A 13,978-nucleotide genomic window follows, 5' to 3' on the forward strand; every position below is an offset into this window, starting at 1 on the left:
CGACGATTTGCGCGATCGCGCTTATTCGACCTGCTGCGCCACGGCGCGTTCGCGATTGGGCGGATTGATCCACACCACGCCGATGCCGCGGCGACGGGCGATGCGCTCGACCGTGGCGATGTAGCGATCGTCGCGGCTCATTTCCGAGGATGCCTGCGGCGCGACGCTGGCGGGTTCGACATAGCTGCTGCGGGCCTGGGTGCCGGCGCAAGCGGCCAACCCCAGAACGGACAACGACAGGACGGCAATACGCGATAGAGCGTTCATGACCTGGGCTCCCTGACGTGCATGGAACCCGGTCCCGAAACCGGAGCCGGGCGGCAGCCGGCCCCTGCCGACTGTTACTTGGCTTATACGCCCGCTGAAATCGTGATCCAGTGCCGGCCGATACCACCCGACGAGCGGTCGTTTGGCTGCCGGGATTGGGGATTCGGGATTAGAGATTCGGTCATGCGTAGGCGTCGGATTCGATGTCGGCCCGTTCGGTCAGGACGAGAGTCGCGTAGGCGTTAACAGGCAAGGCGACGCCGACTTCCAGCACGTCATCCTCGAGCCAGCGCCACGCCGGCGCGTCCGGACGCAGCCGCAGCGCGCGGCGTTACTGACCCGGGCCGGCCATTGAGGGGCTGGGCTTCGGGATTTGCGATTTGGCTAGGCGTGGGCACCGGATTCGATCTCGCCCAGCTCGGCCAGCACCACGGTCGCGTAGGCGCCGGCCGGCAGCGCGAAGCCGACTTCCAGCACATCGTCCTGAAGCCAGCGCCACGCCGGCGCGTCCGGGCGCAGCCGCAACGCGCGGCGTTCCTGATCCAGGCCGGCCATTTCCAGGCCCGCGCGCAGCGCCGCGGCCTGTTCGCCCTGCAGGGCCGACAGCTCCAGTTCGCGCACTTCGTCCTGGCTGCGCAGCTCGCCGCGGCCCCACAACGGGCCGCTGGGATGCAGGTCGAATTCGGCCAGGCGCTGGACCAGGGTGTCGTTCCACGGCTCCGGCCCGAACACGCTGCGGCTGCCGGCCAGCGCCCAGACCTCGCCCGCCAGCGGCGCTCCCTCGCGCAGACCGCTCCAGCTGCGGTCGTTGACGCGCGCGGCGAGCACCCGATTGAACAATTCCGAACGCGCCGCCGACAGCAGCATGCTGCGCTGCTCGCGGCCCATGCGGCGGCCGGCGAACATCGCCAGCGCATTGGCGACGTTGTCGCCGCCGCGGCCGAAGCGTTGTTCGCCGAAATAGTTGGGCACGCCGTGCGCGGCGATCCGCGCCAGCCGCGCTTCGATCGCCGCGCGCTCGCCTTCGACGTTGCGCAGGGTCAACACGAAGCGATTGCCGGCCAACGCGCCACGCGGCAGTTTCTTGGCGTGCCACTGGTGTTCGAGCACGCGCAGGTCGTCGCTTTCCAGCAAGGCCAGATCGGGCGCGACGCGCTTGGGCAGATGCACGCTGAAACGCTGCACGGTGACCGCGTGGCGATCCTTCATCCCGGCATAGCCGATGCCGACCTCGCCGATGCCGGCCCAGGCCGCCAGCCGCTTGGCCGCGAACGCGGTGTTCATGCCGCGCTTCTCGATGGTCAGCAGCAGATGCTCGCCGCTGCCGCTGGCGGCGAAACCGGGCAGTTCCTCGACCCGGAAATCCTCGGGCGCATTGCGGATGCGCGCGCGCAGCGCGGGCGCGCCGTGGGCGCGCGGCAGACTGTGATCGGGCGCGGACGCCACTGCCGTGTCGGTGGTCGAAGGGTCGTGCGAGGTCTGGTCAGGGGAATTCAATTCGTGCCGATCCGTGAAGAGGTGTTGCGGTGAAGTGGCGTGATCGGGCGGGACGCGGCGCGCTCAGGCGCGCAGCAGCAGGCACACCGCCATCGCGGCGATGCCTTCGCGGCGGCCGGTGAATCCCAGTTGTTCCGAGGTGGTGGCCTTGACGCTGATGGCATCGACCTCGACGCCCAGATCGGCCGCGATCGCCTCGCGCATCGCCAGCGCATGCGGGCCGACCTTCGGCCGCTCGCAGACCACGGTGATGTCGGCGTTGCCGAGGCGGTAGCCGCGTTCGCCGATCAGGCTGTTGCAGTGGCGCAGGAAGGTGCGGCTGTCGGCGCCGCGCCAGCGTTCGTCGCTGGGCGGAAAGTGCTGGCCGATGTCGCCGAGCGCCAGCGCGCCGAGCATCGCGTCGCACAGTGCGTGCAGGACGACGTCGCCGTCGGAATGCGCGAGCACGCCGCGGTCGTGCGGCACCCGCACGCCGCCGAGCATGACGTGGTCGCCGTCGCCGAATGCGTGGACGTCGTAGCCTTGGCCTATGCGCATGGGGTGGGGTCTCTGGGGGTGGGAACGGGGAACGGGGAACGGGGAACGGGGAATCGGGAATCGGGAATCGGGAATCGGGAATCGGGAACAGCGTACTTACCTATCGTCATTCCCGCGAAGGCGGGAATCCAGTGACTTTCGTGCGAGAACGTTTGAAGTCACTGGATTCCCGCCTTCGCGGGAATGACGAACTGGAAAGATCATGCTGAAGTCTCTGGATGTTCAGCTCCGCCGAAGAAAAGCGAAGCCCGCTTCCGCGGGAATGACGAACTGGTTGGAACACTGAAGTCTTCGTCTACGAAAAAGGCAACGGCGCAGCACTCGACACTGATCGATCCGCAACCAACTGATCGATCGGCAACCAAAGTACCGCCAATCAATCCCGCCCCGCCCTCAACAAAAACTCCGCCAGCACCAGATCCGCCGGCGTCGTCACCTTCAAATTATCCTCGCGTCCCTCGACCAACAGCGGCTTCGCGCCGACGCGCTCCATCGCCGAGGCTTCGTCGGTCACGATCACGCCCTGCGCCGCCGCGTCGCTCAGCGCCGCGGTCAGCGCGCCGCGCGCGAACGCCTGCGGGGTGAACGCGCGCCATAGGCCGTCGCGCGGTTCGGTCCTCGCGATGCGGCCGGCCTCGGCGCGCTTGAGGGTGTCGCGCACCGGCGCGCCGAGGATCGCGCCGTCGGCGCCGGACTCGGCCGCGGCGATCAGCCGATCGATGTCGTCGCCGCGCAGGTTGGGCCGCGCCGCGTCGTGCACCAGCACCAGCGCGTGCTCGCCGACCTGCGCCGGCAAGGCGTGCAAGGCGGCCAGCACCGAGTCGGCGCGTTCGCCGCCGCCGACGCAGCGCAGCACCGGTTTGCCGCACAGTTCGGTCCAGCCCGGCCAGCGCTCGTCCTCGGCCGACAACGCGACCATCGCCCCGGCGATGCGCGGATGCGACAGCAACGCGCTCAGCGCGTGTTCGATCAGCGGCTTGCCGGCCGCCTGCAGGTATTGCTTCGGGGTTGGCCCGCCGAAGCGCCGGCCGCTGCCGGCGGCGGGAATCACGGCCCAGATCATGCGGCGCTCCAGAAGATCATGCGCGGTGCGCCTCGACCGGACCGGCTCGCCTGCGCGCGGGCGATGCCGATCGGATCAATGCGCGGGAGCCGGCGCGGGGTGAGGTTCGGGCGCGGCCGGCGGCAGTTCGGTCGGCGGCTCATCGACCTGCTCTTCCAGGCCCGGCTCGGCGTCGGCATCCGGCGACTCCTGCACCGCGCCGTTCTGCACCGCGCTGACCGCCGCCGCCGCGTTGGGACCGGGCGCCGATGGCCGCGCTTCGACCACGCGATAGAAGGTCTCGCCCGGTTTGATCATGCCCAGCTCGCTGCGCGCGCGTTCCTCGACCGCGGCTTCGCCGGACTTGAGGTCCTCGACTTCGGCCGCGAGCGCATCGTTGCGCTGCTGCAATCCCTGGTTTTCGCGGACTTGGCCGTCGACCTGGGCCTGCAACGCCGACACGCCGCCGCCGTTGCCGCTGGCCCACCACAGCCGGTACTGCAGAAAGGCGAGCAGGGCCAGCAGCGCCAGTACCAGCACGCCCAGCCAGCCCCTGCCCGTCTTCTCCGTCATCGTGGCGGACCCGGCCGCGCTCAGCGACGCAGCGACACGAACGCGTCGCGGCCGGCATAACGCGCCGACGAACCCAGTGCTTCCTCGATGCGCAGCAACTGGTTGTACTTGGCCACGCGGTCGCTGCGGCACAGCGAGCCGGTCTTGATCTGGGTCGCGGTGGTCGCGACCGAGATGTCGGCGATGGTGGTGTCCTCGGTTTCGCCCGAGCGGTGCGAGACCACCGCCGCGTACTTGGCGCGGTCGGCCATGGCGATGGCTTCCAGGGTTTCGGTCAGGGTGCCGATCTGGTTGACCTTGATCAGGATCGCGTTGGCCACGTGCTTGTCGATGCCTTCGGCGAAGATCTTCGGATTGGTCACGAACAGATCGTCGCCGACCAGCTGCACCTTGTTGCCGATCTTGTCGGTGAGCAGCTTCCAGCCGTTCCAGTCGTCCTCGGCCATGCCGTCTTCGATGGTGATGATCGGGTACTGCGCGGCCCAGCCGGCGAGGAAATCGACGAACTGCTCGCTGGTCAGGCGCTTGCCTTCGCCGACCAGGTGGTACTTGCCGTTGTCGTAGAACTCGGTGGAGGCCACGTCCAGGCCCAGCAGGATGTCTTCGCCGGCCTTGTAACCGGCCTTGCCGATCGCCTCGAGAATGGTTTCCAGCGCTTCTTCGTTGCTGCGCAGGTCCGGCGCGAAGCCGCCTTCGTCGCCGACCGCGGTGCTCAGGCCGCGGCCCTTGAGCACCGACTTGAGCGCATGGAACACCTCGGCGCCGGCGCGCAGCGCCTCGGCGAAGGTCGGCACGCCGACCGGCAGGATCATGAATTCCTGCAGGTCGACGTTGTTATCGGCATGCGCGCCGCCGTTGATGATGTTCATCATCGGCACCGGCAGCATGGCCTGGCGATCGCCGGCCAGGTACTTCCACAGCGGCAGCTTCTTCGACGCGGCCACCGCGTGGGCGTTGGCCAGCGAAACCCCCAGCAGCGCATTGGCGCCCAGGCGGCCTTTGTTCTCGGTGCCGTCCAGATCGATCATGCGACGGTCCAGGCCGGCCTGATCGGTCGCGTCCAGGCCCTTGAGCGCCTGGGCGATGGTGGTGTTGACGTTCTCGACCGCCTTGCGCACGCCCTTGCCGAGGTAGCGGGTCTTGTCGCCGTCGCGCAGTTCCACGGCTTCCTTGCTGCCGGTGGAGGCGCCGGACGGGACCAGGGCCCGGCCGAAGCTGCCGTCGGCCAGGGTGACCTCGGCTTCCAGGGTCGGGTTGCCTCGGCTGTCGAGGATTTCGCGGGCGTGGATCTGGGTGATCGAGGTCATGGGGTCGAGGAGGTCTGAGTGGAAAGGTGGTTTTGCAGGTCGGCGAGCTTGGCTCGGCTGGCCGCAGTGTCGTCGAGTTTGAACGAACCGGCCAAGGGACGTATGCCGTCGTTCGCATTTTTCGGCGGGTTGGCCAGGATCAGGTAGTCGGCGCCGGCGCTGAGCGGGAAGTCGCAGTTGCTGACGCCGCTGTGCAACACCACAGGCGCGGAGGCCGCTGTCTCGCCGTGTCCCGCGCCCTTGAGGGTGCGCTTCAACGAGGCATCGGCCAGTTGCGTCGGCAAGGCGAAGCTCACGTTCATGGGCACATTGCCGGTCATGATCCGCACCGCCAACTCGTCCTGTTCCGGAGTCAGCGGGCGAACCGTCTCGACATGGGCGATGAAGATCCATGCGGCGGTATCGGCCACCTCGATCGCAGCCGGCTGCTGATGCGCGGGAGCCGTGCGGCAGGCCATGGCCGGGGCGCAGGCCAGGCTCAGGCCGGTAAACAGCCCGAGTATCCGCAACACCCCGACTCCCCAGCCGCGCGTCATCAGAAATCCTGCTCCAGGAAACCGTTCTTCTTGGTGATCCGGTCCAGTTCGACCAGGGTCTCCAGCAGGCCGCGCATCTTCGGCAGCGGCACCGCGTTGGGGCCGTCGGACAGGGCTTCCTCGGGGCGCGGGTGGGTTTCCATGAACACGCCCGACACGCCGACCGCGATCGCCGCGCGCGCCAGCACCGGCACGAACTCGCGCTGGCCGCCGGACTTGCCGTCCATGCCGCCGGGCAGCTGCACCGAATGGGTCGCGTCGAACACCACCGGGCAACCGGTGTCGCGCATCACCGACAGCGAACGCATGTCGCTGACCAGATTGTTGTAGCCGAAGCTGGCGCCGCGTTCGCAGGCCATGATCTGCTCGTTGCCGACCGCCTTAGCCTTGGCGGTGACGTGCTTCATCTCCCACGGCGACAGGAACTGGCCCTTCTTGATGTTGACCGGCTTGCCGGCGCGCGCCACGTTCTGGATGAAGTCGGTCTGCCGGCACAGGAACGCCGGAGTCTGCAGCACGTCCACCACCGAGGCGACCTCGGCCAGCGGCGTGTATTCATGCACGTCGGTCAGCACCGGCACGCCGATCTGGCGCTTGACCTCGGCCAGCACCTTGAGCCCTTCCTCCACGCCAGGACCGCGAAAACTCGTCGCCGAGGTGCGGTTGGCCTTGTCGAAACTGGACTTGAAGATGAAGGGGATGCCGAGCGCGGAGGTGATCTCCTTGAGCTGGCCGGCGACATCGAGCTGCAACTGCATCGATTCGATCACGCACGGGCCGGCGATCAGGAAGAACGGTTGATCCAGGCCGACGTCAAAACCGCAGAGTTTCATGGTGTGTTTCCAATTGGACAGGACCCGGTCAACAGGCCGGTCAGGGTGCCGATCCGGGCGCCGATCCGGCGCCTCGGCGACTGCGTAGATGCCTCGCCGTGCCGATCACCAGCACGACCACGGTGATCAGCAACAACGGTACTTCGATCATCAGCGTGCCGATCAGGAACCACATCGCCATCATCGCGTAGGCGTCGCCCGCGCCGGTGGTTTGCTGCCACTGGTGATACAGCGCCGCGCTCAACAGCGGCACGGCCAGGCAGGCCGCCGCCAGCCAGGCGCCGAGTTTCAGCGCCGTGGAACTGGCGGGCGCGGCCTGCGCGGCCGGGGTCATCCCCGCACTTCCTTCAACAGCTTGCCGCCGGCCTTCGCCTCGCGCGCGGCGCGCACGAAACCGATGAACAGCGGGTGGCCGTCGCGCGGGGTCGACAGGAATTCCGGGTGCGCCTGGCAGGCCAGGTACCACGGATGCGCGGCGCGCGGCAGTTCGACCATTTCCACCAGCAGGTCGTCCATCGACTTGGCCGAGATGATCAGGCCGGCGTCTTCCAACTGGGTGCGGTAGCGGTTGTTGAATTCGTAGCGGTGGCGGTGACGTTCGCCGACCACGTCCTTGCCGTACAGCTCGCGCGCCAGGGTGCCGGGCTTGATCCGCTGGTCCTGCAGGCCCAGGCGCATGGTGCCGCCGAGGTCGCTGGTTTCGCTGCGGCGCTCGACTTCGCCGGTGGCGGTGCGCCATTCGGTGATCAGGCCGATCACCGGGTGCGGGCTGTGCTTGTCGTTCTCGGAGCTGTTGGCGTTGTCCAGGCCGACCACATGGCGCGCGTAATCGACCACCGCCGCCTGCATGCCGTAGCAGATGCCGAAGTACGGGATCTTGTTTTCGCGCGCGTACTTCGCCGTGCTGACCTTGCCTTCGAAGCCGCGATCGCCGAAGCCGCCCGGCACCAGGATGCCGTCGACGCCCTTGAGCGATTCCACGCCGTCGCGCTCGATCTCGCTGGATTCGAGCCACTTCAGCTTGACCTTGGTGCGCTGGCGCAGGCCGCCGTGCTTGAGCGCCTCCGACAGCGACTTGTACGCGTCCTGATGATCGATGTACTTGCCGACCACGGCGATGGTGACCTCGTCGACCGGATGTTCGCTGGCGTCGACGACTTCGTTCCATTCGGCCAGATTGGCCGGGCCGGGCTGCAGGCGCAGGCGGTCGAGCACGATGGCGTCGAGGCCCTGCTCGTGGAACCACTGCGGCAGCTTGTAGATGTTGTCCAGATCGACCGCGGAAATGACGGCCTTTTCCGGCACATTGGTGAACAAGGCGATCTTGCGGCGGTCGCTGTCGGGCAGCGGCTGTTCGCTGCGGCACAGCAGCACGTCGGGTTGGATACCGATCGAGCGCAGTTCCTTGACCGAGTGCTGGGTCGGCTTGGTCTTGAGCTCGCCGGCCGCGGCGATGAACGGCACCAGGGTGAGGTGCATGAACAAGGCGTGCTCGGGGCCGCGCTCGGTGCGCAGCTGGCGGATCGCTTCGAGAAACGGCAGCGACTCGATGTCGCCGACCGTGCCGCCGACCTCGACCAGGGCCACGTCGAAGCCTTCGGTGGCCTCGACGATGCAGCGCTTGATCTCGTCGGTGATGTGCGGGATCACCTGCACGGTGCCGCCGAGGTAATCGCCGCGGCGTTCCTTGCGGATCACGTTCTCGTAGATCCGGCCGGTGGTGATCGAGTTCTTGCGGCTCAGGCGCGTGCGCAGGTAGCGCTCGTAATGGCCCAGGTCCAGGTCGGTCTCGGCGCCGTCGTCGGTGACGTAGACCTCGCCGTGCTGGAACGGGCTCATGGTGCCCGGATCGACGTTGATGTAGGGGTCGAGCTTCATCATCGTCACGCGCAGGCCGCGCGCTTCGAGGATGGCCGCCAACGAGGCCGCTGCGATGCCCTTGCCCAAGGAGGACACCACGCCGCCGGTGACGAAAATCAGGGGAGTCATGGATTTTGCTGCCGCTGGAAAGCCGTAGTTTACAGGGCCGAAGGTGAAGCCGCGACTGCTTGACGGACGCCACGCCGCATGAATGAGCCGGCGGCGGCGCCGAACTCATGGATTCGACCGTATTTTTCTCGCCAGGCCCCGACCCGGTGGCCCAGCTGTCGCGCCCCTCCATTCGTCCCATCCAAGCGGCGGAAGCGGCCCGATCAGGCCAGGGCCGGTGGCGTCAACGAGCCGGGACTTGGATCTGGACCCAGCGCACCGGCAGTTCGGGATGCGCCGCGACCAGCCGCTCGATCGCGGCGGAGGCATCGCCGCACTGCGCGCAATCGGGTGTCAGGAACTGCAAAAACAGCAGACCTCCGGGCGGCCCGCGCATGGGCTCGGCGTGCGGAAGCAGTCGGCCTATTTCGCATTGTCCCAGCCATGGAACTCGGTAAAACTGCCGATCGACCACCTCGCCCCAATACGCCTCATCGCGCAGGCGCTCGAAGGTGGGATCGGCCGACCACCACGTATTTCCCGCATCCGGCCCGGTAATGTGCTCGCCACGGGCTCCGAAAATATACACAGGCGGTACCGGCAGATCCTCTTCGGGCAGTAACGACGCCACCAGCCTGACAGCGCGTCCCGGGGCGCCCGGACCATGCGTCGCGGGACCGGCCGTATCCAAGGCGGCCGGGGTCGTCGGATCGCCAGGAACACCTGAGCAATCGGCCAGCCAGTCCTTGGCCTCAGCCTTCGGGTTCGACGCGCAGGCCGCCAACACACATAAGGCCCCGGCGATCGCCACGGCACGCCGGACACTCGCGAATCGACCTTCCCAAACGGTTTTTCGCATCGGCTTAATCCTCACTTGCGCAGGTCGCGAATTTCGCGCCCTTGCCCCTGAGCAACTCGCGCAGAATCGAACGATGGCAATGCGATTCGTCCTCGCAGTAGCAACCGACCGAGAAATCGCTGTGATGCGACAACTTCGCCAGCAATTCGATCGCGTGACTGGCGTCCGGCGCGGCCATCTCCGCCTTGTACTTGCGCACGAACGCGTTCCACTGCGCCGGCGTCCGCGCGGCCTGGGCCTGTTTCATGGTTTCCAGGCTGGGGGCGAGGTTCGGGAACCACACGTCGTACCAGTCCCGTGAGGCGAACTCGGCCTTCGGCACGCCCCGCGGCGGCCGGCGCACGGTGCCGATGCGGGTGCCTTCACTGGCTGCCCGCGAGGTGCCGAGTCTGACGATGCGGATAGCCATCGATACCGTCCCCTATGCCGCCCGAGCCTGGATGTCGGCGCGAGCAGCTGGCCACAACTGCCGCGCCCAACGATAGCCGAGCACGATGCCCCCGGCCAGGGCGGCGCTGGAGATCACTATCTGCAACAGACGTTCGGCCACCCCGTCCATATAGGTTTCTTGACCCAGCTTTATTTCGGACCATTGGTCGAGGCTGATGAAAACGGCCCACAACGCCCAGAACAGCAACAAGGCGGGCAGCAGGATATATCGGCGCGCGGCCAGCCCGCAGACCGCGCCGGTGATGCCCACGATGCAGAAGAACAGCAGCATCGAACCGAAGCCCTGCTGATCGAACTCGTCGCTCATCGGCAGAAACCGCAGCGCGCAGAACAGTCCGACGATCTGCAGACACAGGCCGACGACGACGCGCATCGCCGCGAACAGCATCCGTTTCATGCATCGCTCCCCGAGCAGGCCCCGCCATCGCAGCAGGCTGCCGCGATAGTAGGCCGCCCCCATCGCCACGGCGCGTGGACCGGCAATCCGCAGCAGAAGTAGCGCATGACGCTACCGCGAGCCGCGGCATCGGCTACCGCCGTCCGACCGCTATGTCCCGGCGGACCATGGCTTGCGTACGCGCGACGGCAAGGGCGAACGACAGACACGAAAAAGCCCCGGCGAACCGGGGCTCTTGCTCATCGCGTGCGAATCAGGCGACGGACTTACTTATCGCCTTCTTCTTCAGGCTCCACGCCGCGATCGCCGGACTTCTTCTTCTCGGCATCGGCCTTCTTCTTGGCTTCGGCCTTCTTCGCGTCCTCGGCCTTCTTGGCGTCTTCGGCCTTCTTGTCGGCCTGCGGGTCCTGCTGGGCGAACGCGGCGGGCGCGATCAGCACGGTCAGGGCGGCGGCGATGACGGCGGGCAGCAACAGCGAACGAATCTTCATGGTGAACTCCTGACAAGTGAAACCGGCGCCGGGCCGGCGCGGGACGCGCCTGGCCCGTTGCAGGGCGGTCGGGGCGTGCAACGCATGCATCGACGCCGCGAACCCTAGCCCCGCCACCCTCGCTGAGGCCTGAACGGGGGTCCGGTCGGCCGGGGCGTCGCGGACCCGTACCGATATAAGGCTGGGTGCGCGCGAGTTCAACGATACCGGCGCCGCCAACCGCCATGCCTCAATAGCGCGCGCTGAACATCCCCGTTACCGACTGCATCGCCGTGCGCCAGCGCCCCAGCAGAGCCTCGTCGGCCTGATCGTCGTATTCGCGCACGGCCAGCAGCAGGCTGTTGATCCAGTACGGATACAGGCCCGGCGCGACCGGGGTGCGGCCGCGCCGGCAGTGCGCATCGGCCATTTCCTCGCAGGTCCGCCGCACCACCGCGCTGCCGGCGGCGTGGAAGATCGCCACGCTGATGCCGCGGCGCAGCGCCAGCCGCTGCTTCTGGAAATCGGTGCGTTCGAACAGCGGCGCCACGTCCGGGTGGCTGGCCATGAAAATCTCGTAGAACCGTTCGATGAAGCCCTTGCGGACCAGACAGCGTCCATAGCTTTGCTGCAAATCGTCGTAGGAATCCTGGACCGACACGGTGCCTCCTGCATGGCTGAAAACGGCGCGCAGGATGGCAGCGTCCGGCCCGACCGACCTTGCGCCAGATCAGCCCCAGGCTTGCCGAAAACCACCGTTGGATCGCGCACGCGGGCTGCCGCGCGACCGGTTCGGCGGCGCGTTGGCGCCACGTTCGCGCTCGCTACCTCCGATTTCGGTGTGCATACCCGACGATCGCGGCGCGACCCCGGCCGCGTCGCCGCAACCGCTGCGACGATCGGACGCAGCCCCGGCGAGGACCTCGGGCGGTCGCCCGGGACGATCGCGCACCGCGCGTCACCCCACCCCCGACACCCGCCAGCGCGAGCGTCGCAGCCGGCGAGACGCCGGCCCGGCACGCTTTTCATTCGCCCATCACGCCGGCCGGCTTGACCACCCCGCCCGCCGTCTTCATCCTCGCCGCTCCGAACCCCACGGCCAGACCCAACAGTTAATGAGCAGTCGCTATAACGCCGCCGACATCGAAGTCCTTTCCGGCCTGGATCCGGTCAAACGCCGCCCGGGCATGTACACCGACACCAGCCGGCCGAACCACCTGGCCCAGGAAGTCATCGACAACTCGGTCGACGAGGCCCTGGCCGGCCACGCCCGCAGCATCGAGGTGATCCTGCACGCCGACGGCAGCTGCGAGGTCTCCGACGACGGCCGCGGCATGCCGGTCGACATCCACCCGGAGGAGAAAGTCCCCGGCGTGGAGCTGATCCTGACCCGCCTGCACGCCGGCGGTAAGTTCAGCAACAAGAACTACACCTTCTCCGGCGGCCTGCACGGCGTCGGCGTCAGCGTGGTCAACGCGCTGTCCAAGCTGGTCGAAGTGCACATCAAGCGCGACGGCAACGAATACCGCATGACCTTCAACAACGGCGACCGCGCAACGCCCTTGGAAGTGGTCGGCAGCGTCGGCAAGAAGAACACCGGAACCCGCGTGCGCTTCTGGCCCGACGCCAAGTATTTCGACACGCCCAAGTTCAACCTGCGCTCGATCAAGCACATCCTGCGCGCCAAGGCGGTGCTGTGTCCGGGCCTCAACGTCAAGCTGTTCGACGAAGCCACCGGCGAACGCACCGAGTGGTATTACGAGGACGGCCTGCGCGATTACCTGTCCAGCGAACTGCGCGACGGCCAGCCGCAGCGCGAGCTGCTGCCGCCGGACCTGTTCGTCGGCCAGCTCAAGAAAGAAAACGAAGTGGCCGACTGGGCCGTGGCCTGGGCGCCGGACGGCGAGCTGACTCAGGAAAGCTACGTCAACCTGATCCCGACCGCCCAGCACGGCACCCACGTCAACGGCCTGCGCACCGGCTTCACCGACGCGCTGCGCGAGTTCTGCGACTTCCGCAACCTGCTGCCGCGCGGGGTCAAGCTGGCGCCGGAAGACGTGTGGGACCGGGTCGCCTTCGTGCTCAGCATCAAGATGACCGATCCGCAGTTCAGCGGCCAGACCAAGGAACGTTTGTCTTCGCGCCAGGCCGCCGGCTTCGTCGAGGGCGCCGCGCACGACGCGTTCTCGCTGTGGCTCAACCAGCACACTGAACTCGGCGAAAAAATCGCGCAGCTGGCGATCGAGCGCGCCGCCGCGCGCCTGAAGACCGAAAAGCAGATCACCCGCAAGAAGATCACCCAGGGCCCGGCCCTGCCCGGCAAGCTCGCCGACTGTTCCTCGCAGGATCTGTCGCGCACCGAGCTGTTCCTGGTCGAGGGCGACTCGGCCGGCGGCAGCGCGCGGCAGGCCCGCGACAAGGATTTCCAGGCGATCCTGCCGCTGCGCGGCAAGATCCTCAACACCTGGGAAGTCGCTTCGGGCAGCGTGCTGGGTTCGCAGGAAGTGCACGACCTCGCGGTCGCGATCGGCTGCGATCCGGGCAAGGAAGACATCGGCGGGCTGCGCTACGGCAAGGTGGTGATCCTGGCCGACGCCGACTCCGACGGCCTGCATATCGCGACCTTGCTCAGCGCCTTGTTCCTGCGCCATTTCCCGGCGCTGGTCGCGGCCGGCCACATCTTCGTGGCGATGCCGCCGCTGTTCCGCGTCGACGTGGGCAAGACCGTGTTCTACGCGCTCGACGAAGAGGAAAAGCGCATCCTGCTGGAAAAGATCGAACGCGAAAAAGGCGATCGCAAAAAGGGCCTGAGCGGCGCGGTCAACGTCACCCGCTTCAAGGGCCTGGGCGAGATGAACGCCTCGCAGCTGCGCGAGTCGACCATCCACCCCGACACCCGCCGCCTGGTCCAGCTAACCATCGACGACAACGCCCAGACCCACTCGCTGATGGACATGCTGCTGGCCAAGAAGCGCGCCAGCGACCGCAAGGCATGGCTGGAGACGAAGGGCGATCTGGCTACGTTGGAAGTCTGACCGATACGCGGCGCGGCACGGCTTTCCGAACCGTGCCGCGCCCATCGGCCTGAGCGCGCCGACGATTACGACACGGCGCCCTGCCCCGTCGCTGACGCCATGGCTCACTCCCCGCGAAGGCATCGCGGCATCACTCCGACGCGATGTTGCCGCCGGCAAGCCAACGCGCTGTCTTAGCGAGTGATTCGTCGATACGCGATAGTGTTC

15 protein-coding genes and 1 pseudogene are annotated in these 13,978 nt (G+C 67.4%); 1 reads left to right on the forward strand and 15 read right to left on the reverse strand.

Annotated elements, in window-relative coordinates; all coding sequences use genetic code 11:
* Positions 1-21 precede the first annotated feature (21 nt).
* From IEQ11_RS17020 to IEQ11_RS17090, 15 genes and pseudogenes are all read right to left on the reverse strand, one after another.
* Positions 22-267: a hypothetical protein gene (locus tag IEQ11_RS17020; RefSeq protein ID WP_148650462.1), complete on the reverse strand. Its 246-nt coding sequence runs from the start codon at positions 265-267 to the stop codon at positions 22-24.
* A gap of 384 nt (positions 268-651) precedes the next feature.
* Complete coding sequence (gene truD / locus IEQ11_RS17025) at positions 652-1,689, reverse strand: tRNA pseudouridine(13) synthase TruD (RefSeq protein WP_194735242.1); 1,038 nt, start codon at positions 1,687-1,689, stop codon at positions 652-654.
* Positions 1,690-1,827: 138 nt separating this feature from the next.
* Positions 1,828-2,301 (reverse strand): 2-C-methyl-D-erythritol 2,4-cyclodiphosphate synthase, encoded by a 474-nt coding sequence (gene ispF / locus IEQ11_RS17030; protein WP_036114063.1) that lies wholly within the window; start codon positions 2,299-2,301, stop codon positions 1,828-1,830.
* Positions 2,302-2,677: 376 nt separating this feature from the next.
* Positions 2,678-3,364, reverse strand: a complete 687-nt coding sequence (ispD, locus tag IEQ11_RS17035) for a 2-C-methyl-D-erythritol 4-phosphate cytidylyltransferase (RefSeq protein WP_191823300.1) — start codon at positions 3,362-3,364, stop codon at positions 2,678-2,680.
* A gap of 180 nt (positions 3,365-3,544) precedes the next feature.
* Positions 3,545-3,916, reverse strand: a pseudogene (gene ftsB, locus IEQ11_RS17040) (cell division protein FtsB); the annotation flags it as partial.
* Positions 3,917-3,936: 20 nt separating this feature from the next.
* Entirely contained in the window at positions 3,937-5,223 is a 1,287-nt protein-coding gene (eno, locus tag IEQ11_RS17045; protein WP_036114056.1) for a phosphopyruvate hydratase, read from the reverse strand.
* The gene (locus tag IEQ11_RS17050) at positions 5,220-5,759 is read right to left on the reverse strand and encodes a hypothetical protein (protein WP_191823301.1); all 540 of its coding nucleotides are present in this window, start codon (positions 5,757-5,759) and stop codon (positions 5,220-5,222) included. Before IEQ11_RS17050 ends, eno begins: the two co-directional genes overlap by 4 nt.
* Positions 5,759-6,592 carry a 3-deoxy-8-phosphooctulonate synthase gene (gene kdsA, locus IEQ11_RS17055; RefSeq protein ID WP_036114047.1) on the reverse strand — a complete coding sequence of 278 codons (834 nt, stop codon included), beginning with the start codon at positions 6,590-6,592 and terminating at the stop codon, positions 5,759-5,761. The genes IEQ11_RS17050 and kdsA overlap by 1 nt, the downstream gene beginning before the upstream one ends.
* A gap of 40 nt (positions 6,593-6,632) precedes the next feature.
* Positions 6,633-6,926: a hypothetical protein gene (locus tag IEQ11_RS17060; RefSeq protein ID WP_191823302.1), complete on the reverse strand. Its 294-nt coding sequence runs from the start codon at positions 6,924-6,926 to the stop codon at positions 6,633-6,635.
* Complete coding sequence (pyrG, locus tag IEQ11_RS17065; protein ID WP_036114040.1) at positions 6,923-8,581, reverse strand: CTP synthase; 1,659 nt, start codon at positions 8,579-8,581, stop codon at positions 6,923-6,925. Before pyrG ends, IEQ11_RS17060 begins: the two co-directional genes overlap by 4 nt.
* 223 nt (positions 8,582-8,804) lie before the next feature.
* Positions 8,805-9,419 (reverse strand): hypothetical protein, encoded by a 615-nt coding sequence (locus IEQ11_RS17070; protein ID WP_191823303.1) that lies wholly within the window; start codon positions 9,417-9,419, stop codon positions 8,805-8,807.
* Between the two features lie 4 nt (positions 9,420-9,423).
* On the reverse strand, positions 9,424-9,828 hold the full coding sequence (locus IEQ11_RS17075) for a DUF488 domain-containing protein (RefSeq protein WP_191823304.1): 405 nt from the start codon (positions 9,826-9,828) through the stop codon (positions 9,424-9,426).
* Positions 9,829-9,840: 12 nt separating this feature from the next.
* A complete protein-coding gene (locus IEQ11_RS17080; protein WP_191823305.1) occupies positions 9,841-10,266 on the reverse strand; it encodes a hypothetical protein in 426 nt (141 codons plus the stop codon).
* Positions 10,267-10,532: 266 nt separating this feature from the next.
* Positions 10,533-10,757 carry a hypothetical protein gene (locus IEQ11_RS17085; RefSeq protein WP_046657466.1) on the reverse strand — a complete coding sequence of 75 codons (225 nt, stop codon included), beginning with the start codon at positions 10,755-10,757 and terminating at the stop codon, positions 10,533-10,535.
* A gap of 229 nt (positions 10,758-10,986) precedes the next feature.
* Positions 10,987-11,397, reverse strand: a complete 411-nt coding sequence (locus IEQ11_RS17090) for a globin family protein (RefSeq protein ID WP_036114024.1) — start codon at positions 11,395-11,397, stop codon at positions 10,987-10,989.
* A 454-nt stretch (positions 11,398-11,851) separates the two neighbouring features.
* Here IEQ11_RS17090 and parE point away from each other — a divergent pair, with 454 nt between their 5' ends.
* On the forward strand, positions 11,852-13,771 hold the full coding sequence (gene parE / locus IEQ11_RS17095; protein ID WP_036114020.1) for a DNA topoisomerase IV subunit B: 1,920 nt from the start codon (positions 11,852-11,854) through the stop codon (positions 13,769-13,771).
* The last annotated feature ends 207 nt before the right edge of the window (positions 13,772-13,978 follow it).

The organism is Lysobacter capsici (assembly GCF_014779555.2).
GTDB classification, from domain to species: Bacteria; Pseudomonadota; Gammaproteobacteria; order Xanthomonadales; family Xanthomonadaceae; genus Lysobacter; species Lysobacter capsici.

Excerpts from the sequence above, each read along its gene's own strand:
- IEQ11_RS17020 (WP_148650462.1), bottom strand. The coding sequence starts at position 267 with ATGAACGCTCTATCGCGTATTGCCGTCCTGTCGTTGTCCGTTCTGGGG.
- ispF (WP_036114063.1), bottom strand. The coding sequence starts at position 2,301 with ATGCGCATAGGCCAAGGCTACGACGTCCACGCATTCGGCGACGGCGAC.
- ispD (WP_191823300.1), bottom strand. The coding sequence starts at position 3,364 with ATGATCTGGGCCGTGATTCCCGCCGCCGGCAGCGGCCGGCGCTTCGGC.
- eno (WP_036114056.1), bottom strand. The coding sequence starts at position 5,223 with ATGACCTCGATCACCCAGATCCACGCCCGCGAAATCCTCGACAGCCGA.
- IEQ11_RS17050 (WP_191823301.1), bottom strand. The coding sequence starts at position 5,759 with ATGACGCGCGGCTGGGGAGTCGGGGTGTTGCGGATACTCGGGCTGTTT.
- kdsA (WP_036114047.1), bottom strand. The coding sequence starts at position 6,592 with ATGAAACTCTGCGGTTTTGACGTCGGCCTGGATCAACCGTTCTTCCTG.
- IEQ11_RS17060 (WP_191823302.1), bottom strand. The coding sequence starts at position 6,926 with ATGACCCCGGCCGCGCAGGCCGCGCCCGCCAGTTCCACGGCGCTGAAA.
- pyrG (WP_036114040.1), bottom strand. The coding sequence starts at position 8,581 with ATGACTCCCCTGATTTTCGTCACCGGCGGCGTGGTGTCCTCCTTGGGC.
- IEQ11_RS17070 (WP_191823303.1), bottom strand. The coding sequence starts at position 9,419 with ATGCGAAAAACCGTTTGGGAAGGTCGATTCGCGAGTGTCCGGCGTGCC.
- IEQ11_RS17075 (WP_191823304.1), bottom strand. The coding sequence starts at position 9,828 with ATGGCTATCCGCATCGTCAGACTCGGCACCTCGCGGGCAGCCAGTGAA.
- IEQ11_RS17080 (WP_191823305.1), bottom strand. The coding sequence starts at position 10,266 with ATGAAACGGATGCTGTTCGCGGCGATGCGCGTCGTCGTCGGCCTGTGT.
- IEQ11_RS17085 (WP_046657466.1), bottom strand. The coding sequence starts at position 10,757 with ATGAAGATTCGTTCGCTGTTGCTGCCCGCCGTCATCGCCGCCGCCCTG.
- parE (WP_036114020.1), top strand. The coding sequence starts at position 11,852 with ATGAGCAGTCGCTATAACGCCGCCGACATCGAAGTCCTTTCCGGCCTG.